This window comes from Sorangiineae bacterium MSr11954 (assembly GCA_037157815.1).
GTDB classification, from domain to species: domain Bacteria; phylum Myxococcota_A; class Polyangia; order Polyangiales; family Polyangiaceae; genus Pendulispora; species Pendulispora albinea.
The window spans coordinates 1,847,570-1,870,819 of record CP089984.1 but is presented as its reverse complement, the minus strand read 5'-3'; the positions used below and the strand labels follow the sequence as shown (position 1 = coordinate 1,870,819).

The window sequence follows — 23,250 nt, the reverse complement described above, 5'->3', positions numbered from 1 at the left end:
ATCCCTGCACGCCGCGCACGCCCCGCATGCCCTGCATGTCCCGCACGCCCTGCACGCCGCGCACGGTCGGCGGGATCGCCGCGACGGCGCGCTCGTGGATTGGATTTCGAAGATGGCCCCCGAGTCCGGCATTGAAGCCGAACCATTGCGCCCCTAAGGGAGCAACGTGAAAGCTGCCGTTCCCTTCCTCGTCCCCCTTCTTGCAACCCTGGCGCACTGCGCTGCGTCGCCACCCGCGACCGAGGGTGCCAAATCGGCGGAGCCCGCCGTCGCCGCAACCCCGGCGAAGCCCGGCTCCGCAGCCGCCGGGGCCAGCAGCCCCGACGAGTCGTTCCGCGCCCTCGAGCGCCGCTATGTCGTGGAGTTCTTGCGCCGCAATCCCACGGTGAACACCTACCTCGGCGGCGCCGGGCTCGATCCCTCGCTCGCCGAGGCGGACGGGCGGCTGCGCGATCACGGGGCGCGCGCGCTCCAAGAGGAGGACCAGTGGCTCGCGTCGATGGAGAAGGAGCTCGAGGCGAGCTCCCAGCTCCAATCGCCGGCCCTGCAGATCGATCGCGACGTGGCGCTCGCGCAGGTTCGGTTCCTCGTGCACCAGCACCAGGTGCGCCGCTACCAAGAGCAGTCGATCGACACGTACGTGGACGAGCCCTTTCGCGCCGTGGATTTTTACCTCCAGGGCATGACGTCGACCGGCCCGAAGAGCACCGGCACCCCCGACGAGTGGCGCCGCTTGATCGCGCGCCTTCGCAGCGTCGGGCCCTATTTCAAGACGGCGCAGGCCAACCTCGATCTCGGCGTGGCCTCCGGGCGCACCGCGGATGCGCGGGTCCTCGCGGTCAACGGCTTGGCGTCCTCGGAGGCCAACGCGGAGTATTTCGAGCGCCAGCTGCCGGCCCTCGCGAGCACCCAGATCGCCGGCCAAGGCCAAGAGCGCGACCAGCTCCTCGCCGAGGTGCGCGAAGGATCGCGGGCCGCCGCCGCCGCCTACCGCGACTTTCATCGGTACCTCGCCGCCACGTTCTTCGACGATCCGAAGAAGGGCGCAAAGGGGATCAAGGCGCGCTTCGCGGGGGACAAGTTCGCCATGGGCGCGGTCGAGTACGATTGGGCGCTCAAGAACAACCTGCGCCTGAACACCAACGCGGCGCGCCTCTTCGACGAGTCGTGGCCCATCCTCCTCGCCACCCGCGAGAAGATCGTCAAGCTCGCGCGCGAAATCGGGGGCCGCCGCGGCCTCGCGCTCCCCAAAGACGACGACACCGCCGTGCGCACGGTCTTCGATCACCTCTCCAAGGAGACGATCACCTCGAACGAGGCCATGCTCAAAGGCTACCGCGAGACGTGCTTCCGGATGATCGACGGCGCGCGGAAGAATGGGCTCTTCGACGTCCCCGCCGATTACCGCATCGATATCATGGAGACCCCCGAGCCCCTTCGAGGCACCATCACGGGGGCCGCGTACTATCCGGCGCCGCCGTTCAAGAAGACGGGGACCGGGCGCTTCTACGTGTCGCCCATCGAGCCGGGCTCCAAGGGCCCCAACGTGCACCAGCTGGCCGATTTGTGCGCGCACGAAGCCTTTCCCGGCCACGATTGGCACTTCAAATCGGTGGCGGCCAACAAAGCCGAAGTCGGCCTGGTGCGCTGGCTCACGCCGGGCGCGGTCGAAGACTCATCCTCGATGTGGCTCGATTCGCTGGCGGCCGAGGGCTGGGGGCTCTACTCCGAGTACCTGGTCGCGGAGCCCACGGCCGACTCGCCCCACGGCCTGTTCACGCCGGAGGAGCACCTCTACGCGCTGCGCGCGGGCTACTACCGCGATCTGCGCGTGAGGGTCGATACGGGCATGCACATCGGCCGCCTGTCGTTCGATGCGGTGGTCGATCTGCTCTCGAGCGTGCCCGACTTCCTCCCGGGCTCCTGCCGCGACGCCAAGGCCCGGACCAACGCCGACAAGCGTTCGAGCTGCACGCGCGCCGAGCACGGCGCGCTCCGCTACGCGCGCGATCCGACGCAAGCCATCACGTACCGCGTGGGCAAGGACATCATCCTGGCCATGCGCCAGGAGGCCGGGGTGAAGACCCCCGCCGATCTCCACCGCTTCCACGCGGCGTTCATGCGCCAGGGGTTCGTGCCGTCCACGTTCTTCCGCGAGGAGCTCCTCCGCGAGGTGCGGCAGGCGCGCTGACGTCAGCCCCGCGTCATGGCGGGTCGTGTCACGGAAGACGCGGCCCGGCCTGCCATTGGGAACAGCTGCGGCTTTTCGAGATCGAGCAACCACCGCTTGGTCTCGATGCCGCCGCCGTAGCCGGTCAGGCTCCCATTTTTGCCGATGACGCGGTGGCACGGGACGATGATGGAAATGGGGTTTTGCCCGTTGGCCGCGCCCACCGCGCGAACCGCGTCGGGCCGGCCCACCGCGCGCGCCACATCGGAGTACGAGCGCGTCTCGCCAAATCGGATATCGAGCAAGGCGCGGTAAACGGCGCGTTGGAAATCGGTGCCGCTGGGGCGAACGGGGATATCGAACTCCTGGCGCGCCCCCACGAAGTACTCCTCGAGCTGCACGATGGCGCGGTCGATGAGCCCCTGCGCTCCCGTGGACTCCGATTTGCCGGTGCGCTCCGATTTGCCGAGAGGCTCCGATTTACAAAGGTGCCAGTTGTCCTCGAAGTGGAGGGCCACGATGGCCCCGCTCTCGGCGACGATGCGGATGGTGCCGAACGGCGCCTTCAAATCTCGATGGTATCGCGTGCCCATGGTTCGTTCTCGCTCTCAGCCGCCTTGCGCCAGCGACGTCCACAAATGCATGGCCGCGTACGCCCGCCACGGGCGCCAGGGTTCGGCCATGGTCAGCACCGCGCTGGCCGGCGCCATGCCCAGCGCCTTGCGCACGCCCAGATCCGAGGCGGGGAACGCGTCGGGCCACCCGAGGACGCGCATCGCCATGTATTGCGCCGTCCACTCGCCAAAGCCGGGCAGCGCTTTGAACGCCTCGATCTTCGACTCGTAGGTGCCCGCGTCGTCGTCGAGCACCAGCGCGCCGTCGGCCACCGCGCGCGCCAGGCCGATGAGCGCCAGCGCGCGCGCCCGGGGAAAGCCCAGGGAGGCCACTTGGTCGATGGAGGCAGCGGCCAGAACGCCCGCCGTGGGAAAGAGGCGGTCGCCTTCGCCCTCGCGCTCGCCCAGCGGATCGCCGAAGGCGCGCGCGATGCGACCGGCCAAGGTGGTGGCCGCGCGAACGGAGACCATCTGCCCGGCGATCGCGCGCACGCCCGTCTCGAACCGGTCGAAGGCCCCCGGCACGCGAAGCCCCGGCCGCGCCGCGACCAAGGGGCCGAGCAAGGGATCGCTCCCCAAGTGCTCCACGATGGCGCGCGGGTGCGCGTCCAGATCGAAGAGATCGCGCAGCCGCGCGCGGAGCGGCATGAGCACCCCCGAGAGCGACACCGAAGCGTGCGCCCAGAGCGCACCGCGATGCGGATCGTGCTCGACCGAGACGACGCCGGAGCTCTCGCCGATGCGCACGGTGCGGCGGTAGACGCCGTCGGTCACCGATTCGACCCCTGGGATCGCGCGATCGCCGAGAAATTTCAGCAAGGTGGCCCAATCGAACGGCGGCCGATAATCGAGCCGGAGCGGGATGGTCGCGCCCTCGCTCCCCTCGCCGCCGCCGTTCGCACCGTCCCCACCGCCTTGCTGGCGCGCAGCGCGGGCCGATGCGCGCGCGCTGGAAGGCGCTCCATGCCCGCGCCGGATGGCCGAAGGCGGTCGCCCGAACCGCGCGGAGAAGAGCGCGTTGTAGCGGCGCACGCTGGAGAACCCGCTCGCAAAAGCGATGTCGGTGAGCGACAGCTGCGTATCTTGAAGGAGCTGCTTGGCGAGCGAGAGGCGCCGCGACTGCGCGAGCTCCACCGGCGAGACACCGAGCTCCGCCTCGGTGGCGCGCCGCAAATGCCGGGTGGTCACCCCCAGCTCCGACGCCAGCTCGTCCACCGAGTGCTCGTTGAGGTAACCCCGATCGATGCGCGCGAGCGCCGCCTTCACCAGCGACGGCAGCGCGTCCACGTGCGCGCCGCCCGGCGCGAGCTCGGGCCTGCAGCGAAAGCACGCGCGAAACCCGTCGCGCTCGGCCTCGGTGGCCCGCTGAAAAAAGACGCACCGCTCACGCGCCGGCGTCCTCGCCGGGCAGATGGGCCGGCAATAAATCCCCGTCGTCGTCACGCCGACGAAGAACGAACCGTCGAACCGCGCGTCCCGCGCGCTCAGCGCCCGATAAAATGTCTCCGCATCCACGCCCCTCTACGTAGCGCCACCGCACCACCAAGTCTGGCCATTTTCGGACCTCATCACGAATTGCCGAAAATGGCGGCTGCGCGCCCCTCGCACCCGGCACGGCCGAAGAGCCTAAGCCGCGATCAACCCCGCGCTCTCCAGCACCCCATCGCGCACCTCGTACAGGCGCACACGAACCGCATCATCCTTGTCCGAAACGACCGCCGGCGCACCAAAAATGCGGTCCCGACCGTTCACCACCATCCGGTTCACGGCGTAGTGCAAATGCCCGTGGAGCACCTGCACCTCGGGGTTCTGCTCGAGCAGCTTCATCATGCGCGCCCAGCCGCGCAGCCCATCGATCCACTGCCACGCCGGCACCCGGTGCGGGTTCGGCGGATGATGCTGCACCACCACCACCGCCTTGCGCGAGAACGCGGGATCGCGGAGCCGCCGCTCGAGCGCGTCGGCCTCGAGCATCGAGAGCTCGCCCGACGAGCGAGTCACCGGCTGATGACAGGCCACGTCGATGGGCAGAATGCAAAACCCCGGGCGCTCGACCACAGCCCCCGGCCCGTGGGCCGACGTTTCGGCGTATGCGCGGAGCGGACCGTCGAGCGCCTCCCGCCAAGCGCGGGGGGCCGTGTACGCATCGTGGTTGCCGGGCACCATCGTCACCTGCGACGGCGGGATGCGCGAGTCGTGGAACACTTCGGCCACGGCTTCGAACTGCCGCGCGGTGCCCGTCTCCGTCAGATCGCCGGAGACCACGACATGGTCGACCCCCGCGCGCTGCGCCGCTTCGAGGGCACGCGTCACCTTGCGCATGCGCTCGCGCGCGTCGAGTTTTCGTCCGAGGCTCACGAAGCGCACGTCGAATCCGTAGCTCCGGCTCCCGTCCGGGTTCGGTTCGAGCAAGTGCAAGTCCGACAAATGAGCAATGCGGGTCGTCTTCACCGACATGGCTGCCTCCAGCTTCCTTCGGCGAGCACCTCCTGGGCGCTCGTTGCCGGAGAATTTGGCGGTGCCAAGTGTCCCCGCCGCGGCGCGCGCGAAACGTCTTCGCGCCATCATCGGCCCTTTTGGGAAACGTGCAGGTTACAGATTACGCACGCGGCCCAACCCGCTCTTTCGGTTCGACCTCGGCGCCATTCACGCCAGGTGGACTCGAAGTGGCCTGGTCGCCCATTTGGACACACAACCCCAAGAAAAGATAACTGTAGCGCACGCAAAGATTGTGCAAGCTTGCATCGTCTGGGCTTTCAGGTAACCTCTCCGTAACTCACGACGCCCGGCACCACGCTCTCTTCGCATTTTTCTCGAGGGATTCGTGACGTCAGACGATCGGAGGTGGCGAGACCCGCCGCGCCCTCTCCTTCCGACTCTGCGGCTCAATTGGATGGTAGGTCACTTCGAATGCGCCTCTTTCTTTAGGGCGCCCCTGGTACACGAGCCGTAAGCGAGAAGAAGGATCATGGGGAATCGTCTCTACGTTGGGAATCTGTCGTTTCACTCGACCGCCGACTCTGTGCGGGCGATTTTCGCCGAGATCGGTGAGGTGACGGATGTTCACATCGTTACGGATCGAGTGACAGGGCAGTCACGAGGGTTTGGTTTCGTCACCATGGGTTCGGCTGCCGAGGCCGACAAGGCCATCAAGGCTGTCAACGGCCGCAACGTCGAAGGCCGCGCGCTTCGCGTGAACGAGGCAGAGGAGCGTCCGGCCCGCAGTGGTGGCGGGGGCGGCGGTTATGGTGGTGGTGGTGGCGGTGGCGGCTACGGCGGTGGTGGTGGTGGCCGTGGCGGTGATCGTGGCGACCGCGGTGGGCGCAACGGCGGTGGCTCCGACCGGCGCAACCGCTGGTGAGCGCGCTTCAACGGCAGCAGGCTCAAGAAGGATCCGAACCCCAGGACGTCGGGACCGACGCTCGCCGTCGTGTCATCGAGGAAGGCACGGCAGCCGTGGGGAAGCAGTGGGTGCGAACCTGGCGCGAAACCTTGCGCGCCGACGGTCGCCGTGTGGTCGGAGGTTGGCCCGGAACCCTCACCGAAGCGCGTGCACGGGCGCGTGCACACATCTCCGCGGAGCTGCGGCGCCACTCGCTCGAGGGGCTAAGCCAGGCGGAGTTCGAGCAGGTCGCGCGGGCCACGTACGCGTGCGCGCGCGATGAATGGTCCTCCCAGGCGGAGCCCGATCCCGATTCCGACATCGCCGCGCGCGATTTGTGAGCGTCCTATTCGAGGCGGCGCGTGCTCCTTTCTCGTGCTTAGGCTAGAGAGAGGCGCGTGATCCGCCTCGATTCCATTTCGAAACAATACGCCGGACAAATTCTGTTCGTCGACGCCTCCTTCGCCCTCTTCCGCGGCGACAAAGTCGGCCTCATCGGCCCCAATGGATGCGGAAAATCCACGATTTTCCGGCTGATCCTGAAGCAGGAAGATCCGGACTCGGGCCAGGTGGCCGTCGAGCGGAACATCACGATTGGCCACTTCGGCCAAGACGTCGGCGAGATGAAGGGCACCACGGTGGTCGGGGCCACCCTCGACGGCGCCGGCCCCATCTCGGAGGTCGCCTCCAAGCTGCGCGATCTCGAGCACAAACTGGGCGATCCCGCGCACGCCGACGATATGGAGCGCCTCATCGAAGAATTCGGCGAGGTGCAAGCCCGCTTCGAAGAGCTGGGCGGCTACGCCCTCGACGCGCGCGCCCGCGAGATCCTGGCGGGCCTCGGCTTCGCCCAAGAGGTGATGGACGCCGACGTGGGCACCCTCTCGGGCGGCTGGAAGATGCGGGTCGCGCTCGCGCGCATCCTCTTGATGCGCCCCGACGCCATGCTGCTCGACGAGCCGACCAACCACCTCGACATCGAGTCGATCCTCTGGCTCGAGCAGTTCTTGAAGAACTACGACGGCGCGCTGATGCTCACGTCGCACGATCGCGAGTTCATGAACCGCATCGTCACGAAGATCGCCGAGATCGACGGCGGCGAGCTCACCATGTTCTCCGGCGACTACGAGTTTTACGTCAAGCAGCGCGCGGTCCTCGACGCCCAAGCGGAGAGCCAGTTCGAGCGCCAAAAGGCGATGCTCGCCAAGGAAGAGGCCTTCATCGCCCGCTTCAAGGCGCGCGCGAGCCACGCCGCGCAGGTGCAGTCGCGCGTGAAGAAGCTGGAGAAGATCGAGAAGATCGAGCCGCCGCGGAAGCGAAAGAAGCTGACCTTCAACTTCGCGGCCACCACCCGCTCCGGCGACGACGTGGCCAACCTCGAGGGCATCAAAAAGTCGTACGGCAGCAAGACCATCTACAACGGCCTCGATCTCCTGGTTCGCCGCGGGGAGCGATGGTGCGTGATGGGCGCCAACGGCGCGGGCAAATCCACCTTGCTCAAGCTCGTTGCCGGGGCAACCACCGCCGACGAGGGCCGGGTGAACATCCCGCCCAGCGTCAAGATGGGCTACTTCGCCCAGCACGCCATGGAGCTCTTGAACGCCACCGACACCGTCTGGGAGTCCTTGGTCAGCCGCTTCCCCCACGCCTCCATCGGCTCCTTGCGCACCTTGGCCGGCGTGTTCGGCTTCTCCGGCGACGACGTGGAGAAGCCGTGCCGCATCCTCTCCGGCGGCGAAAAGGCGCGCCTGGTGCTGGCGCAAATGCTCTACGATCCGCCGAACTTCTTGGTTCTGGACGAGCCGACGAACCACCTCGATCTCGGCACCAAGGAGATGCTCATCGAAGCGCTCTCCGAGTACCAAGGCACGATGCTCTTCGTGTCGCACGATCGCCACGTGCTGCGGGCCATCTCGAACCGCGTGCTCGAGCTGACCCCGGAGGGCATCCACAAATACGGCGGCGGCTACACCGAATACGTGGAGCAAACGGGGCGCGAGGCGCCGGGGATGCGGGAGTGACGCGCGCTACCATCCCCGCACGACGCTGCGGGCGAGGCTAATGCCCAGCGCACATAGCGCGACGCCGCAACATCGATTGATCCACGTCATGATCCGGACGCTGAACCGCGCCCGGAAGGTCCCCACCAGCAGGGTCACGGTGTGGAACCACACCGTCGATGCGGATGCCATACCGAGGACGAAGAACGGTACATCCGCGTCGCCGAGCTGCGCGCGAAAGCCGCCGAGGAGCAAGGTGCCGTCGAGGAGGGCCTGCGGATTGAGCCAGGTGAGCACGAAGGCCGTCACCACGATCCGGCTCCAGGCATACGAACCCATCGCGCCCTCGACGTCGACGCTCTCCCCGCGCCGACGCGCGAGGTTGATCCCGGTGACGAGCAGGAAGAGCGCCCCCACGATGGTCATGGCGACGCGGAGCCATGGCAGGAGCCCCAAGACCGCCCCCACTCCGTAGAGGCAGGCCAAGGCGAGCGAGATGTCCATCACCGTCACCACCAGCGCCGTACGCAGAGACAGCCGCAGCGGTGCGCCGGCGGCCGACTGAATGACGTACACGTTCTGAGCCCCAATCGGCGCCGCGTACGCAAGGCCGAGGGCGAATCCTTCGAGGATCGCGCTCACGTCGAAGCCCGATCCGCCTGCCAGGCGCGGCAGAGGACGTCCCCGTCGAAGGCGGCGTAGGTGCGGCGCTCATTCTCGATGTGCATGACTCGTCGAATGTAGCGTGGGCAGCGCGTGGTCCAGACGAAATCAAAGCTCGAAGAGCGCGCGACGGCATCCCCATGGACTCGTTGTTCGCAAAACAACGTCGTCCGCTCATCCACGAGGGTGTTGGAATTACCTCTTTGCGAAGCGAAATAGCGCGCGACCGTACATGGCATTGGCCTTGGCGTTGGCGGCCAGCTTGGCCGGATCGTCGTGGGTGCCGGAGCGCGAAGGGCCGGCGACGGGAATGAGCCATCGTTCTTTCGACACGGTGGTGTACGCCTTCATGCGCATACGACGTCGAGCCCTTTCTACGGATACGCCAGCGCCTCCGGATTCCAGCCCGCGAGCGCGGCCCCCGCCTCGTACGTCGACTGGGCGAAGCTCAGGATGGCCTGCGCCGGATCGGGCGCGCTCCGCACGTGCTCGTAGGGGAGAACGAACTGCTTTCGCTCCTCGAGGTAGTAGGCGCCCTCTGGCTCCACCGCGTGCTTGGCGATGCCCGCGGGCTCGGGGACGGTCGACGAATAGAACATCGCGCCCAAGGTGCTGCGCTCGTCGCGCAGATCGCTCCAGGCGTCGCCGGGCCAGAAGCCGAGCGAGATGTGCTCCTCGTCGTGCCGATCGCGCAGGGCCTCGGAACCCGGCGGGGTGGGCATGCGCCAGCCGTTGTAACGGGTGACCGCCAGATCGAATTGACCCCAAAAGAAATGTACCGGGCTGCACTTTCCACGGAAGCCCGCGCGGAAGGTCTCGAACACGGGATAGACCCGGCGCAGCACGTGAAAGAACGCCTCGGCGTCCGAAGCGACGTACGTGCGGTGGCTCGTGTCGTGGGCAAACGGCGTGCGCACCGGGAGCTCGCACGGCCTCGGGCGAATACGCACTTCGATCCCGAGGCCGGCCAGAATGCGATGCAGCTCGCGGTGGAACTCGGCGACCGACAGCGCGGGCACGAACGCCAAGGTTCGCACGCGCCCGTCGCTGTCGGAGACCTCGAGCTCGTGCCTCACGAAGTCGAACGCAATTTCGAAGGTGCGGCAGCCCGCAACACTGCCCGACGGATACGTCATGGGCGACGTTCGAAACCCGCGCGGCCCGAGGTAGAACGGGACGTTCCACCATTGATTCGTTTTGGGCGTGAGCGCCAATCGGATCTTCCCCACGATTTGCGCGTACAGATGCAGGGTTCGATACGTGTCGCGCCAGCGCTCGAGGGGAAGCGCAGGCCATGCAGCGCCACCTCGCGGCAGCGCCCGGCGACCGATGGGGGTAAACGGCCTTTGCCGCTCGAAGTAAGGGTTCATGGCAGCCATAGGGCACCTCTCGCCGGGTGGCTTTGGTGATCGCGAGCCTCGTGTCTCGTCGGTCTCGTCGGTCTCGTGGGTCGCGTCGAGGTCGGCGCGCATCGATCGCGTCGAGGTCGGCGCGCATGGGTTACGTCGAGGTCGACGCGCATCGATCGCGCCGAAATCGACGCGCGCTGGCGTCTCTGCCGTATCCGGTATCGATTGAACGAATCTACTTGTTCAGCCGATGCGCCCGTTCTTGCGCCTGCTGCCAGGTCGCAATGAACGATGCGACGGCCATGGCGCCGATTGCGAGCGCCACGATGATCGCCATTTGGGAGGTTAGACCGGCCGAGCTGAGACCCACTCCAAGGGACACGAGCGCAACGACGGTCGCGGAGATAGCAATGCCGAGCATGGACCACCTCGTCGATCGGGCGCGGAGGGTGAAGAGACGCGCCCAAACGGAATGTGTGCAGATCTGCTGCCGTCCGCAACCGTCCCCCGCGATGGATTCCGACGCGACGCCGCCGCGCTCGGGAATTTAGTGCTTGAGCCCCGCAATTTTTTCAATGGCACGCATGTGCCGCTGGACCTCTTCTGGAGACATGTACACACCCAGAGCTTGGCGAATGGCAGGCAGAGCCCGCACCAGATCGTCGGTGGTGGGAATGGTGGTGGACACCCCGGCACGGGTGCACGCGCGGCGAATGACCTCGGGCGCGATCAGCGGAGCCAATCCGCTGGCGGAGACCACGGCTTCGAACAGCGTTCCGGTTTGCCTGCCGAGTTGCATGCCGCTCCTGGACGAGTCGCGAGTCGCGGATTCGTTACAACGTCAGATCAAAACGCGTGAAACGTCTAACCGATGCACGCGCGAGCGCTCTCGTTTCGCATCGTCGGTATCATGGAATGTCACACGGGCAAAATTCACGATCACGATTCCGACGCACTGCACGATAGGCAGCGCCCATCGCGCGACGTCGATCGAACAACTCGTGCCAATGCCCGCACACCAAGAGCTGTAGGTGCAGGTATCTGGTCGTTTACTTAGATCGCGTGCTCGATCCGTTTTTCGGTCTTCGCATCGAACAACGTCAGGCGGCTCGCGTCGAATTGGAGCCAGGCGGTGTCGCCGGAGTGCCCGGCGTAGGCCGCGCCCCCGCGGGCCGTCACACGTTCGCCTTGGATTTCGACCATGACCCACGTCTCGGCACCCATGGGTTCGACGACGTACACGCGACCCATCGGCGCACCCACCGGAGGCTCGCCCGCGCCCACGGTGATGTCCTCGGGCCGAATGCCCACCAGCACGTCGCGCCCGCCCGAGAGCTTGCGCACGGCCTCCTCACAGCCCAAGGTGCGCGCCTTCACCATGTTGATCTTGGGCGAGCCCAGGAAGTTGGCCACGAACACATTGGCCGGCTTGGCGTAGATTTCCTTGGGCGGGGCCAGCTGCTGCACCACGCCTTTGTGCAGGACCACCACGCGATCGGAGAGGGTCATCGCCTCGGCCTGATCGTGTGTCACGTAGATGAATGTGGCCTTCAGATCCTCGTGCAGCTTCTTCAACTCGGCGCGCATTTGATTGCGGAGCGCTGCATCGAGGTTGCTGAGCGGCTCGTCGAACAAGCACAGCTTGGGGCGCCGCACCAGCGCGCGCCCGAGCGCCACGCGCTGACGCTGGCCGCCCGAGAGCTCCTTCGGCTTTCGATTCAGCAGAGCCTCGATGCCGAGGCGCTCGGCCGTCTCGCGCACGCGCGACTCGATCTCCTTGGCGGGCAGCTTGGCCACCTCCAACGGGAACGCCATGTTCTTCCGCACGTCCATGTGCGGGTAGAGCGCGTAGCTCTGAAAGACCATGGCCACGTCGCGGTCCTTCGGCGACCAGTCGTTCACCACTTGGCCATCGATGCGGATGGTGCCCGAGGTGGGCTCCTCCAAGCCGGCGATGAGGTTCATCGTGGTGGACTTTCCACAGCCCGAGGGCCCGACCAAGGTCACGAACTCTCCATCGGCGATGTCGACGTCGATGCCCTTCACGACCTCCACGCCGCCGGGATAGGTCTTCTTGAGATTTTCCAAGGTTACGGATGCCACGGATTACCCCTTTACCGCGCCAGCGGTGAGACCAGCGACAATCTTGCGTTGAAAGAACATGGTGACGATGAGCAGCGGTAAGGTCGCGATCACGGAGGCGGCCGCGATCTCGCCCCAGGGCTCCTTGTGCTCCCCCGTAAAGAGGCTGATCGCCACCGGGATGGTTCGTTTCTCCGGGGTGGAGATGAAGGTGAGCGCGTAGAGGAACTCGTTCCACGAAAAGATGAATACGAGGATGGCCGTGGTGGCCAGGCCCGGCGCGGCCAGCGGCAAGAGCACCTTCCAGAACGCTTGGAACGGTGTACAGCCATCGACGCGCGCGGCCCGATAGAGCTCGTCCGGGATGTCCTCGAAGAAGCCGGTGAGGATCCAGAGCGTGAGCGGCAACGCAAAGGTGGTGTCCGGGATGATGAGCCCCGTCAGATGATCGAGCAGACCCACCGAGCGGATGATGAGGTAGAGCGGGCTCACGGTGGCGATGGGCGGAAACATGGATACGGCGAGCGACCCGAAGAGCAGCGCCTTGCGGCCGCGGAAATCGAGCTTCGCCAGCGCGAACGCGGCCGAGGCGCCCACCGCCAAGCAAAAGAGCGTGGTCACCACCGCCACGATGACGCTGTTGACGATGACATGACCGAACGGCCGCCCGTGAAAGGCCCCTACGTAGCTCTCGAGGGTGAGGGTGCTCGGCAGACCGAGGTTGAGCAGATCGCTCTCGGGCCGGAGCGACGTGATCATCTGCCACACGAAGGGACCGGCGCAAAAGGTGACGGCGGCGACCAGGCCGAACCAAAGCGAGATGCGTTTCATGCGCGCCCCTTTCCTCGCTCCACGCCGAGCACTTTCAAGTAGCCGAGGCTGATGCCCATCACGCAGAGGAACGTGACCACCGACAAGGTCGAGCCATAACCGAAGTCACCCACGCGCATCAGCGTCTTGTACGCGTAAATGGAGAGGGTCTCCGTGGTGTTGGCCGGGCCACCCTCGGTCAGAACGTACACCGCGTCGAACACGCGCGAGGCGTCGAGGGTGCGGAAGATCAAGGTGACCACGATGGTGTTGCGCAGCAGCGGCAGGGTGATCGAGAAGAACTGCCGGAGGGTGCCGGCGCCGTCGACCTGCGCGGCCTTGTAGATGTCCTGCGGAATGGTCTGCAGGCCCGCGAGCAGCAGCAGCGCGACGAACGGCGTGGTCTTCCACACGTCGACCAAAATGGCCGCGTGCATCGCATACCCCGGCATGCCGAGCCAATTGACGTCCTGGCCGGGGAGCATCCGGGTGAGCAATCCGTATTCGGGATTGAAGAGCCACGCCCAGAGCTTCGCCGAGACGACGGTGGGGATGGCCCACGGGATCAGGATGGATGCGCGCAAGAGCGAGCGCCCGGGGAACGCGGCGTTGAGCAGCAGGGCAAAGCCGAGCCCCAGAACGAGCTCGATGGCGACGGCCACGGCCGCGAAATACGCAGTGTTGCGCAGCGCGGACCAAAAGCGTGGATCGGAGAGCAAAAAGGCGTAGTTGCCCAAACCGATGAACTGCTCCTCGTGAAAGACGAGGATCATGCGGTGGAGACTGAGCCACATGGTGGCCACGATCGGATAGAACGCGACGACCAGCAGGATCACCACCGCCGGCGCCACCATCAACGTGGCCTGCCGCCGATCGGAGGCCCCCGTGCTCTTCCGCTTCTTCCCGGCGCCGGGCTCGTCACCGCTGCGCCGGAGACCCGAGTGCTCGGGGGTCAGCTTCGGCTGCCCCAGGTGCGGCTCGAGCGCTGCGCCTTCCTTGCTTCGACCCGCTTGTTCGGCTGTCATGATCCACCTTGCGTGACGTGGTCGAGGAGCTTTTGCGCGCGATCGAGCGATGCCTCCGGCGTGCGGATGCCCGAGACGACGGCGGAGAACTCGCTCTGCAGCACGTCGGAGAGCATGCCGTAGTAGGGGGTCACCGGCCGCGGTTTGGCGTTCTCCAGCACCGGCAGCAGATCCGCGACGAACGGCGCCGACTTGCGCAAATCCGCGTCTTGGTACGCGGCCTTGCGCGAGGGGTTGCGGCCGTAGGCGATGGCCAGCTTCACCCCGGATTGGAGCGAGGTCAAATACGTCATGAGCTTCAGCGCCGCCTCGCGCCGCCAGCTCGGCGTATTGGCATTGAGCGCGAGCTGCCAGCCGCCCAAGGCGCCGTGTCCAGGAGAGCCGTCCACCGTGGGCAAGGTGGTGATTCCAACCTTCCCCTTGATGGGTGAGCCATCTTTCTGCGCCTCGCCCCAACAGTACGGCCAATTGCGCATGAAGACGGCGCGGCCCTGCTGAAAGACATGGCGCGCATCCTCCTCGCCGGCGGAGGTGACCGAAGGCGGCGAAATGCCCTCGGTGAAGAGCCGACGCATGTACGACATGGCGGCGCGCCCCTCCTTCGTGTCGACCAGAACGCGGGTGTTATCCATGGTCTTGCCGCCGTGGCCCCAGAGCGCCTCGTAGGCATTGCAGACGAGCCCTTCGTACTGGCGCCCTTGCCACACGTAGCCGTAGAGCGAGGGATCCTTGGCGCGCGCGGCCTTTGCGAACTCGATCAGCTCTTCGTACGTCTTGGGGGCGCGCGGAACGAGATCGGTCCGGTAGTAGAGCAATCCCGCGTCCACGTACCACGGGGCGCCATAGGTCTTTCCTTGCACGATGACCGCTTCGGCGGCGCCGGGGAGGAAATCGCGTTTGATCACTTCGGGCGGGAGCGCGTCGGAGATGTCCGAGATCCACCCCGCGCGCGCAAACTCGGGTATCCACACGACGTCGGCGATGAAGACGTCGAACTCACGGCTCTTTCCTTCGAGCGACGTGAGGAAGTATTGGTGCACGACGTCGGATGCGTTGGGGAGCACCTCCGTCATGACCTCGATATCGGGATTGGCGCGCTCGAAGTCCGCGAGCAGATCGCGGAGGGGCTCGGGCTCCGATCCCAGCGGCTGGTACTTGAAGACCACCCTTATTTTTCCCGGCGGTTTCGCCGGCTCTGGAGTGTTTTGCCCGCTCGCGCTGCTGCCGCTGCGACACGACACCGATATGCATACTAGAAGCGCGAGCGTGAGAAGCCGGATCACGCTTTGGCTCATATCAGGACCCCTGCGTCAAAAGTCGGCCACCGCAAGTGGCGAATCTCCCGAAGGGGATCCACGTCGGCCGTTAGGCCGGTGTGCCGACGCCATCGTTCTGTCATCTACTCGCCACCGTACTGCAGTTCAGTCGGTGGCGAGGACAACAAATGGCGGAGGTTCGAATTAAGTTCGATTGACCTAACGCGTCATCGGACCTGGACTAATGCGTAGTCACCGGGCTCGATCTCGTATTTATGCGCGGCCACTGGATTGGCGCCCGCGGCGGGAGAGCGAATCGATCACCACCGCCGCCAAAAGCACGCCACCTGTGATCATGAATTGCACAGACGAGTCGAGCTGCAAAAGATACATACCGTTGGAAATCGATCCGATCACCAACATGCCGAGGAGCGCCGAATAGGTGTTGCCGCGGCCTCCGAAGAGGCTCGTTCCGCCAATGACGGCGGCGGCGATCGCGTTGAGTAGCTCGTTGTTGCCGCCCGAGCTCTGATTGACCGCGAACAGACGCGAGGCCGCGAGGACGCCGCCCGCCGCGCCCATGGTCGAGGAGAGAACGTAGACCGAGAGGCGCACGAGCCGCACATCGATGCCGGCGCGCCGCGCGGCCTCCGCGTTGCCGCCCACGGCGAAGATCATGCGCCCGTAGCGGGTGCGGCGCAGGATCCAGTCGAAGATGGCGACGAAGCCGACGAAGATGAGGAGCGCCAGCGGCAACCCCTCCGCCTGATTGAGCACATACACGGAGGCGAAGATCGCCACCGCCACCAACCCGGCGCGAATGGCCGTATCGGACAGAGGCCGGGTGGGGAGCCCCGCTTTGGCGCGGCGCCGGGACGCGCTGACGTCGAGCAGCGCATACGCGGCCACGATGGCGGCGCCGATGGCGTAGCCCACGACCGGGGGAAAGAAAGTGTGCGTCAGGCTGGCGACCCCGCCTTCGTACGGGAGGTTGATCGTCCCCTCTTTGCCCAGCACATAGAGCTGGAGCCCCTGCCAGCCGATGAGGCCCGCCAAGGTCACGACGAAGGACGGGACGCCCACGCGGGAGAAGAAGAAGCCGTGAACGGCCCCCACCACGGCGCCGGCCGCGAGCGCCGCCAAAATGGAGGCGGTCGCGGACATGCCTTGGTTCACGTTGAGCACCGCCAAAATGGCGCTGGTCAGGCCGCTCACCGAGCCCACGGACAGATCGATCTCGCCCAGGAGCAGGACGAGCACGATGCCCACCGAGATGGTCCCCGTGGCGGCGATTTGCAGCGACAAGTTGGAGAGGTTCTGCGGCGCGAGGAAGTTCTCGTTCAGGCTGTAGAACGTCACCCAGATGACCACCAGGCCGATCGCCACCGGCAGGGCGCCGAGATCGCCCCCGCGAAGCCGGCGGCGAAAGTCTTCGAGGTATCCACGGATCCCGCTCTCGCGCACGAGCAAGCGGGGGTCGACGGCTGCCGCGCCTTCGAGCTTGTTGCCTTTGCCTTCCACCATCGAACTCATACCTTCGCCTCCCCGACCGTGCCACCCGCACGCTCCTGCGGACGCCCCTCGGTGCGTGCTTTTCTTCGTGCGACAACGTTGTCCTGTGCACCGGTGATGGCGGCGACGATCTGCTCGTGCGTCACCTCGTCGATCCGGAACGTGCCGCCATTTTTGCCGAGGCGCAGGACCACCACGCGATCGGCGACCGCGCGAACGTCCGCCAGATTGTGGCTGATGAGGATCACGCCGAGCCCTTGCTCGCGGAGCCGCTCGATCAAGTCGAGCACCTGCGCGGTCTGCTCCACGCCGAGGGCCGCCGTGGGCTCGTCGAGCAGGACCACCTTGGTCTGCCCGAGCAAAGCCCGCGCGATGGCCACCGATTGCCGCTGTCCCCCCGAGAGCGACGCGATGGCGATGCGCACGCTGGGGATCTTCACGGAGAGCGTGTGCAGGAGCTCGCGCGAACGCTTCTCCATTTCGATCTCGTCGAGCACCCCGCCCGTGCCGAGCTCGCGCCCGAGGAACAGATTGCCGACCACGTCGAGGTTGTCGCAGAGCGCCAGATCCTGGAACACGGTCGCGATGCCCAGGGCCTGCGCATCGTGCGGCCGCGTGATGTTCGTGACCTTCCCCTCCCAAGTGATCGTGCCGGCGTCCGGGGTGATGACGCCGCTGATCACCTTGATGAGCGTGGACTTGCCCGCCCCATTGTCCCCCACGAGCGCCACCACCTCACCGGCGGCGACGTCGAGGTTCACGTCCGTGAGCGCTTGCACTGCGCCGAAGCGTTTGGATATCCCGCGAAGCTCGAGAACGTTCGTCACTTGAACACCCATTCCAGCATCTGAAATCACCAGTTACACGCACACAATCGAGAACGAATTCGCCCGGACGCTCTGCGCGCCGTGGGCTACAGGATCCCCGCGGTCTTGCACGCGGCCGCGAAGGTGCCCTCGCAGACCTTCGGCGCCGCATGGAAGCCGTCCTTGATGACGGTGTCCTTGACGTTCTCCTTGGTCACCACGTCGGCCGCGAGCAGCACCGACGGGATGTCCTTGGTGCCGTTGTTGATCATCACGGTCTTCTGCTCCGTATACGGCTTTCCTTGCGCCATCGCGTAGGCCATGTCGGCCGCCACGATCGCCTCCTTCTTGATTGCCTTGTACACGGTCATGTACTGCTGCCCGGCCACGATGCGTTGAACGGCCGCGAGCTCGGCATCTTGTCCGGTGACCGGCGGAAGGTCGGCGAAGCCCGCGCCCTTCATGGCCGCGATGGCGCCGCTGGCGGTACCGTCGTTGGCGCAATACACGCCAATGATGTTCTTCTTGCCGATGGCCGTGATGGCCTGCTGCATCTCGTCTTGCGCCTTGTCCGGGCTCCAATCGGGGGTGTCGTACTCCATACCGATGTTCACCTGGCCATCGAGCACGGCGTGCGCGCCCTTCTTGTACGATCCCGCGTTCGGATCGGTCGGCGAGCCGTTGATCATCACGATCTTGCCGCGCTTGGGATCGCCACCCTTTTTCAGCGCATCGAGCAGCGCCTGAGCCTGCAGCCGGCCCACTTGCTCGTTGTCGAACGAAACGTGGTAATCGGCGGGACCTTGTGCGAGGCGCTCGTAGGCGAGGACGGCGACGTTCTGCGCCTTTGCCTTGGCGATCACACCCGCGACGGCCTTGGCGTCGACGGGATCGATGACCAGCACCTTGATGCCGTTGATCAACAACGACTCGGCCTGCGCCTGCTGCTTGTCGGTCTTCTGGTCGGCGTTCTGATAGAGAACTTCACACTTTGGACAGATCTCCTTGAGGCGGGCCACGAAGAACGGGCGATCGGCCGCCTCGTACCGTGCCGTCTTCGTCTCGGGCAAAAGGAGGCCAATTTTGATGGTATCGGCTTCCGGCTTGGCGGGCGCCGGGGCCGTAGCTGCAGCAGACGAGTTCGTCGACGCGGAGCTCCCTTGATCCTTGTTGCAAGCAAGGAGCGCGGGGGCGATCACCAAAGCAGAGCCGACGAGGCGGGCGAGAGATGTGCGGCTTACGATCGTTTTCACGGAACCCTCCTTGGTGATCGCGGGGTATGTCCGTCAGCGGACGGTTATCACGCGCGAGGTTCACCAAAATGCCACGGTACGATAAACGACCAAGGCTCCGTGTCCATCAGCCGATGTGCAATCCAACCCTTCGAGCTGACGAATTTGGTTCATCATCATCATTAATCGATACTTGACACCGTTTTAATGACGCGACGTGTCACCCGTCAAAAGGATCGCCAATGCCCGCCTTGCGGTGCTCTCTCATCTTCCTTGCGTTCCTCGCGCGCTTGCAAAAGGACGCGCATCAAGGGTGATTCGTGCCCGATCCGCGCTCCAAACCGACGGGCGGCAAAACGAAGTTGCCGCGGTCCATCGATCCGCGCCGGGGGCACGTCCATCGAGAAGCATGCGCATGGTGTCACTCGCCGCTTGAGCTCGCGTTGGCCGTCCGTGCGCGCTTGCTTCGCCTCGCCTTTTTCGTCTCGCTTGTCTCGCTTTGTCTTGCCTAGCCTTGCCAGGCCCAAACGTTAGGTCGGACGCTCGCTTCAATCGACGAGGCGGTGCAATTTTGCGTACTGCAACAGCATGATCGTCTTGCCGTCGGCGATCGCGCCCGTCTCGATCATGTGAAGCGCTTTCTCCAGCGGCAGCTCGAGGACCTCGATGTCCTCGCCATGGTTCGCTTCGCCTCCGCCGTCCGAGACCTTGTCGCCGGCGGAGTACTCGGCGACGAAGAAATAGAGCTTCTCCGTGACGGAGCCTGGGCTCATGTAGACTTCGAAGATCTTCCGGACGTTGGTGACCCGATAGCCGGTTTCTTCTTCGGCCTCGCGCCGGATGCACGTCTCCGGATCGTCGTTGTCGAGCAGCCCCGCGCATGCCTCGATCAGCATCCCGTCGGCCAATCCGTTGACGAACGCTGGAAAGCGAAACTGGCGCGTCAGCACCACGGTCTTCTTGTCGCGGTTGTAGAGGAGGATGACCGAGCCATTGCCGCGGTCGTACGTTTCGCGGCTCTGCGTTTGCCACGTACCATCGGCGCGCAGGTAATCGAACGTCGTTTTCTTGAGGACGTACCAGTCGTTCGAGAGAACCTCGACCTTCTGGATGCGGACGCGCGGGTTGCCGGTGCTCATCGCGTTCCTCCCACCAACAGCTGGAGCTCGTGGAGCCTTTCGACCAACTGGAGCCCGTCCGCGAGCAGCGTCGAACGAGGCTGGTGGCCTCGGGGGATCGCCACGCACCCCCACCCCATCGCACGCGCGATCTCGCCATCGTGGGTGGTATCGCCCACGTAAAGGATGCGCTCGCACGTGATGCCCTCGCGCTCCTCCAACCGGCGCTGCAGATCGCGCGCGAGCTCCAACTTGGAGTGCGCGTTCGAATCGGGCAACCCAATGCGGTGCACGAAGCGATGCGCGAGGCCGAAGTGATGCAAGGTGGCGTCGAGGGTATCTTGATGCGACGCGGTCAGGATGGATGCGGGGATGGCGCATGCGTCGAGGTGGTCGAGCAAGTCGAGGACGCCATCGTGCAGCGGGCAATCGCGCAGGGCGGGATCGAAGACGCCGAGGTAGTCGCGCATCACGTCCTCGAACGCGATCGAGGAGACGTTGAAGTTGAAGCCGATTCGCTCGTAGAAGCCTCGGATGGGGAAGCCGAAAAACTCGCGGTAGCGGTCCGCATCGATGGGGCTTCGGCTGTGCTTCGCGAGCACGTGATTGACCGAGCGAAGCGCCAGAGGAAAATCGTCGAGGAGGGTGCCATTCCAATCGAAGATAACGTGCGCGAAACGGGAACCAGCAGCGCTAGACGACATCGGATGCTCCAGAGCCAGAGAAGCCAGAGCCAGAGCCAGAACCAGAGAGGACGTTGAATGGCTTGGTGATCAGGTTGCGCATCCACGCGCGAAGGACGCGCAGAACGATCTCGGGACGCTGCAGCTGCGATCCCTCCTCCATGAGGTTGACGACCTTCAACAAGGTGGTCACGACCCGGCGATCGCGGGCGGACGCGCGGACCAGCTGCGCCCCGTACCAGTGCTGCAGCCACAAGAGCGACGAGCGTTCGCCCTCGGTCTCCGGGAATCGCAAATCCTCGCTGCGCGCCATGCCCCAGGACGGCTCGACCGCTTCGGCGATCGCCCGCTGCGCCGAGCGCACCGAGCGAGCGACGCTCTCGCCATCCGGCAAAGGCGCGATGACCCGGCGCAGGGCTTCGGCTTCCATCGCGCAGACACTCATACCCTGACTATACAGCGGATTGAAGCAGCAAAGCGCGTCGCCCATCACCAGAAAGCCTTCGGGGAACCGATCCATGCGCTCGTAGTGCCGCCGGAGCCCGCCCTTCATGCGATACGTGAAAATGTCCGAGAGCGGCTTGGCGTCCTTGATGACATGGTAGATGTCCGGCACGGACAAGCTGCGCAAGAACTCGAGGTAGGCCCCCTCGTTGGGGGCAGGGTACTCTCCGAACCATCCGCCGGTGGTCACCATCCAGCGGTCGCCCTCGATGGGGCTGATGACGCCCATCCGCCGAGAGCCCGGCGGGCGCGGAAGGATCAAGAGGACCTTCCACTGATCCGCGTACTCGGGACGCCGTTGGTAGAGGCGCGTGGTGTACCCCAGGTCCGTCTCCACCGCCGCTCGTTCGACCAGCGGGTAGCCGAGCTCCTGAAGCCAAGCGCCAGCCTTGGAGCCTCGCCCGCTGGCGTCGACCACCAAGGCGGCCGGGAGCACCCGCGTTTCGCCTTTTCGAACGTACCGAACGCCTTGGATGCGCCGCTTCGTATCGTCTGCGAGCGGCTCCTGCACCAAGGCTTCGTCCACCATTTCGACGGTCGGCATGCGCCGCAGCCGCCCGCGAATGACATCGTCGATCAGCGCGCGGCTGCAATAGTGAGCCTCGATCCCCGTCGCAAAGCGACGTTTCCACATTTCATAGTGGAGGAACTTGACGTCGCGCGACAGGTCGGCGACGACCGCGCCGCGCTCCTCGAGCTCCCTCAGAAAGCCGGGGAACAAATCGTCGAGGAGCAGCTTCCCGCGCCGCAAGAGCAGATGAACGTGGTTCTCCTGCGGCACGCCCTTTCGGCTGTCGGTGCCTTGCGGGATGGGGTGACGTTCCAGAATGGTCACCTTGGCGAAGCGATCGGCCAAAACGCGCGCGGCCAGGCATCCCGCGATGCTGGCCCCGATCACGACGGCATGGTCTCGTCCTTCGGCTGTCATCGCGACGAACCCGTTCCAAAGACGTTGATCACACGGACGATGTGATCCAGATCGTCTTCCGAGAGGCTGGGGTGGATGGGGATGGTGGTGATCGTACCGAGAAGGCGCTTCGCGTTCGAGCAATCGCGCGCGAAGCTCCGGAGCAACGGAAACTCGTACAAAGGCCGGCAGCCGTACTTCGCGATGTCCGACGGTATGCCCCACTGGGCCAGATGGGAGATGAAACGCTCGCTCGTCTCCGTCGATGGAAGCTGGAGCAGCAGGGTAAAGTAATTCGGCTTGCCGCCCGGCACCACGGAAAGCTCGGACACCACGGGGTGCGCGATCCCATCGAGCACGCGCCTCGCGTTCGCCAGGCGTTTCTCGAGGGAAGCGTCGAACATCGACAGCCGATGCCGGCCCAGCTCGGCCTGCAGCCCGCTGAGCTTGAGGTTGATCCCGAGGTGGACACCATCGAGGTTGCCAAAGCGGGTAAAGCCGCGCGCGCGCTCGGCGCAGTCGGCCCGATCGGTGAGGACGAAGCCCCCTTCGCCGGTCGACAAAATTTTGCTGTCGTGCGTGCTGAAGGTCGCCACGTCGCCATAGGTCCATAGCGGCTTGCCGTCGACCGTCACGCCGTGGCCATGCGCCAGATCGAGCAAGAGCGGCAGGCCGTACGCGTCGGCCGCCGCGCGCAGGGCCTTCACCGGAACCGGATATCCCCACATGGGAATGTCGATGATGGCGCGGGTCTTCGGACCGACCACCCGCGCCAGATCGTCGAGATCGATCGAAAAGTTGGTGGGCTGCGTGTCCGCGAAGACGGGCACGAGCCCCATGGATTGCAGCGGATACACGGTGCACAACGGGCAGGTCGGGGTCAGCACGACCTCGTCCCCTGGACGGAGATCGAGCGCCGCCGCCCCCGCCATGACGGCGGCCGATCCAGACGACACCGCCACGGCGTGCTTCGCCCCGAAGTAGCGAGCCAGCTCGCTCTCGTAGGCCTCGACGGGCTCACTATTTCCGGAGAGCGGCTTGCCGAGGATCCCGGTCAAGAGCTCCGCTTCCCGCGCCGTGGAGGAATAGCGGTACGTGTCCGGTATGGATCGAAATACCAAGCTCATTTAGGCCTCA

General features: G+C 65.5%; 22 protein-coding genes and 1 pseudogene. 4 read left to right on the top strand and 19 right to left on the bottom strand.

Annotated elements, in window-relative coordinates:
• The first annotated feature begins 166 nt into the window (after positions 1–166).
• Entirely contained in the window at positions 167–2,191 is a 2,025-nt protein-coding gene (locus LZC94_07745) for a DUF885 domain-containing protein (protein WXB17159.1), read from the top strand.
• Positions 2,192–2,193: 2 nt separating this feature from the next.
• On the opposite strand, the pseudogene LZC94_07740 reads toward LZC94_07745, so the two are convergent.
• The 3 genes and pseudogenes from LZC94_07740 to LZC94_07730 all read right to left on the bottom strand — a co-directional run bounded on the left by LZC94_07740 (position 2,194) and on the right by LZC94_07730 (position 5,241).
• Positions 2,194–2,571: pseudogene (locus tag LZC94_07740) on the bottom strand (methylated-DNA--[protein]-cysteine S-methyltransferase).
• Between the two features lie 207 nt (positions 2,572–2,778).
• Positions 2,779–4,299 (bottom strand): helix-turn-helix domain-containing protein, encoded by a 1,521-nt coding sequence (locus LZC94_07735; protein ID WXB17158.1) that lies wholly within the window; start codon positions 4,297–4,299, stop codon positions 2,779–2,781.
• 111 nt (positions 4,300–4,410) lie between these two features.
• Entirely contained in the window at positions 4,411–5,241 is an 831-nt protein-coding gene (locus LZC94_07730) for a metallophosphoesterase (GenBank protein WXB17157.1), read from the bottom strand.
• 511 nt (positions 5,242–5,752) lie between these two features.
• Here LZC94_07730 and LZC94_07725 point away from each other — a divergent pair.
• The 3 genes from LZC94_07725 to LZC94_07715 all read left to right on the top strand — a co-directional run bounded on the left by LZC94_07725 (position 5,753) and on the right by LZC94_07715 (position 8,187).
• Positions 5,753–6,145, top strand: coding sequence for an RNA-binding protein (locus LZC94_07725; protein ID WXB17156.1), 393 nt, complete (start codon positions 5,753–5,755; stop codon positions 6,143–6,145).
• A gap of 95 nt (positions 6,146–6,240) precedes the next feature.
• On the top strand, positions 6,241–6,507 hold the full coding sequence (locus tag LZC94_07720; protein ID WXB17155.1) for a hypothetical protein: 267 nt from the start codon (positions 6,241–6,243) through the stop codon (positions 6,505–6,507).
• A gap of 57 nt (positions 6,508–6,564) precedes the next feature.
• Complete coding sequence (locus tag LZC94_07715) at positions 6,565–8,187, top strand: ATP-binding cassette domain-containing protein (protein ID WXB17154.1); 1,623 nt, start codon at positions 6,565–6,567, stop codon at positions 8,185–8,187.
• 6 nt (positions 8,188–8,193) lie between these two features.
• On the opposite strand, the gene LZC94_07710 is transcribed toward LZC94_07715, so the two are convergent.
• The 16 genes from LZC94_07710 to LZC94_07635 all read right to left on the bottom strand — a co-directional run bounded on the left by LZC94_07710 (position 8,194) and on the right by LZC94_07635 (position 23,240).
• Complete coding sequence (locus LZC94_07710) at positions 8,194–8,808, bottom strand: LysE family transporter (GenBank protein WXB17153.1); 615 nt, start codon at positions 8,806–8,808, stop codon at positions 8,194–8,196.
• Positions 8,809–9,024: 216 nt separating this feature from the next.
• Positions 9,025–9,180 carry a hypothetical protein gene (locus LZC94_07705; GenBank protein WXB17152.1) on the bottom strand — a complete coding sequence of 52 codons (156 nt, stop codon included), beginning with the start codon at positions 9,178–9,180 and terminating at the stop codon, positions 9,025–9,027.
• Between the two features lie 23 nt (positions 9,181–9,203).
• Complete coding sequence (locus LZC94_07700) at positions 9,204–10,208, bottom strand: DUF5996 family protein (protein WXB17151.1); 1,005 nt, start codon at positions 10,206–10,208, stop codon at positions 9,204–9,206.
• A gap of 205 nt (positions 10,209–10,413) precedes the next feature.
• On the bottom strand, positions 10,414–10,599 hold the full coding sequence (locus LZC94_07695) for a hypothetical protein (protein WXB17150.1): 186 nt from the start codon (positions 10,597–10,599) through the stop codon (positions 10,414–10,416).
• Positions 10,600–10,725: 126 nt separating this feature from the next.
• Entirely contained in the window at positions 10,726–10,977 is a 252-nt protein-coding gene (locus LZC94_07690) for a hypothetical protein (GenBank protein WXB17149.1), read from the bottom strand.
• A 254-nt stretch (positions 10,978–11,231) separates the two neighbouring features.
• Positions 11,232–12,281, bottom strand: a complete 1,050-nt coding sequence (locus LZC94_07685; protein WXB17148.1) for an ABC transporter ATP-binding protein — start codon at positions 12,279–12,281, stop codon at positions 11,232–11,234.
• Positions 12,282–12,284: 3 nt separating this feature from the next.
• Positions 12,285–13,091, bottom strand: coding sequence for a carbohydrate ABC transporter permease (locus LZC94_07680; protein WXB17147.1), 807 nt, complete (start codon positions 13,089–13,091; stop codon positions 12,285–12,287).
• Complete coding sequence (locus LZC94_07675; GenBank protein WXB20359.1) at positions 13,088–13,924, bottom strand: sugar ABC transporter permease; 837 nt, start codon at positions 13,922–13,924, stop codon at positions 13,088–13,090. Before LZC94_07675 ends, LZC94_07680 begins: the two co-directional genes overlap by 4 nt.
• A 167-nt stretch (positions 13,925–14,091) precedes the next feature.
• Complete coding sequence (locus LZC94_07670; protein WXB17146.1) at positions 14,092–15,390, bottom strand: ABC transporter substrate-binding protein; 1,299 nt, start codon at positions 15,388–15,390, stop codon at positions 14,092–14,094.
• A 234-nt stretch (positions 15,391–15,624) separates the two neighbouring features.
• Entirely contained in the window at positions 15,625–16,875 is a 1,251-nt protein-coding gene (locus LZC94_07665; protein ID WXB17145.1) for a sugar ABC transporter permease, read from the bottom strand.
• A gap of 5 nt (positions 16,876–16,880) precedes the next feature.
• Positions 16,881–17,690, bottom strand: coding sequence for an ATP-binding cassette domain-containing protein (locus LZC94_07660; GenBank protein ID WXB17144.1), 810 nt, complete (start codon positions 17,688–17,690; stop codon positions 16,881–16,883).
• An 86-nt stretch (positions 17,691–17,776) separates the two neighbouring features.
• Positions 17,777–18,922 (bottom strand): sugar ABC transporter substrate-binding protein, encoded by a 1,146-nt coding sequence (locus LZC94_07655; protein ID WXB17143.1) that lies wholly within the window; start codon positions 18,920–18,922, stop codon positions 17,777–17,779.
• 527 nt (positions 18,923–19,449) lie between these two features.
• The gene (gene nudK, locus LZC94_07650) at positions 19,450–20,040 is read right to left on the bottom strand and encodes a GDP-mannose pyrophosphatase NudK (GenBank protein ID WXB17142.1); all 591 of its coding nucleotides are present in this window, start codon (positions 20,038–20,040) and stop codon (positions 19,450–19,452) included.
• Positions 20,037–20,723: an HAD family hydrolase gene (locus tag LZC94_07645; protein WXB17141.1), complete on the bottom strand. Its 687-nt coding sequence runs from the start codon at positions 20,721–20,723 to the stop codon at positions 20,037–20,039. Before LZC94_07645 ends, nudK begins: the two co-directional genes overlap by 4 nt.
• Positions 20,713–22,134, bottom strand: coding sequence for an FAD-dependent oxidoreductase (locus LZC94_07640; GenBank protein WXB17140.1), 1,422 nt, complete (start codon positions 22,132–22,134; stop codon positions 20,713–20,715). Before LZC94_07640 ends, LZC94_07645 begins: the two co-directional genes overlap by 11 nt.
• Entirely contained in the window at positions 22,131–23,240 is a 1,110-nt protein-coding gene (locus LZC94_07635; GenBank protein ID WXB17139.1) for a DegT/DnrJ/EryC1/StrS family aminotransferase, read from the bottom strand. The genes LZC94_07640 and LZC94_07635 overlap by 4 nt, the downstream gene beginning before the upstream one ends.
• Between the last annotated feature and the right edge of the window lie 10 nt (positions 23,241–23,250).

What these genes read in the sequence shown, in the direction of transcription:
- LZC94_07730 (WXB17157.1), bottom strand. Translation starts at nt 5,241, where the DNA reads ATGTCGGTGAAGACGACCCGCATTGCTCATTTGTCGGACTTGCACTTG.
- LZC94_07725 (WXB17156.1), top strand. Translation starts at nt 5,753, where the DNA reads ATGGGGAATCGTCTCTACGTTGGGAATCTGTCGTTTCACTCGACCGCC.
- LZC94_07705 (WXB17152.1), bottom strand. Translation starts at nt 9,180, where the DNA reads ATGAAGGCGTACACCACCGTGTCGAAAGAACGATGGCTCATTCCCGTC.
- LZC94_07700 (WXB17151.1), bottom strand. Translation starts at nt 10,208, where the DNA reads ATGGCTGCCATGAACCCTTACTTCGAGCGGCAAAGGCCGTTTACCCCC.
- LZC94_07695 (WXB17150.1), bottom strand. Translation starts at nt 10,599, where the DNA reads ATGCTCGGCATTGCTATCTCCGCGACCGTCGTTGCGCTCGTGTCCCTT.
- LZC94_07690 (WXB17149.1), bottom strand. Translation starts at nt 10,977, where the DNA reads ATGCAACTCGGCAGGCAAACCGGAACGCTGTTCGAAGCCGTGGTCTCC.
- LZC94_07680 (WXB17147.1), bottom strand. Translation starts at nt 13,091, where the DNA reads ATGAAACGCATCTCGCTTTGGTTCGGCCTGGTCGCCGCCGTCACCTTT.
- LZC94_07675 (WXB20359.1), bottom strand. Translation starts at nt 13,924, where the DNA reads ATGGTGGCGCCGGCGGTGGTGATCCTGCTGGTCGTCGCGTTCTATCCG.
- LZC94_07670 (WXB17146.1), bottom strand. Translation starts at nt 15,390, where the DNA reads ATGAGCCAAAGCGTGATCCGGCTTCTCACGCTCGCGCTTCTAGTATGC.
- LZC94_07665 (WXB17145.1), bottom strand. Translation starts at nt 16,875, where the DNA reads ATGGTGGAAGGCAAAGGCAACAAGCTCGAAGGCGCGGCAGCCGTCGAC.
- nudK (WXB17142.1), bottom strand. Translation starts at nt 20,040, where the DNA reads ATGAGCACCGGCAACCCGCGCGTCCGCATCCAGAAGGTCGAGGTTCTC.
- LZC94_07645 (WXB17141.1), bottom strand. Translation starts at nt 20,723, where the DNA reads ATGTCGTCTAGCGCTGCTGGTTCCCGTTTCGCGCACGTTATCTTCGAT.
- LZC94_07640 (WXB17140.1), bottom strand. Translation starts at nt 22,134, where the DNA reads ATGACAGCCGAAGGACGAGACCATGCCGTCGTGATCGGGGCCAGCATC.
- LZC94_07635 (WXB17139.1), bottom strand. Translation starts at nt 23,240, where the DNA reads ATGAGCTTGGTATTTCGATCCATACCGGACACGTACCGCTATTCCTCC.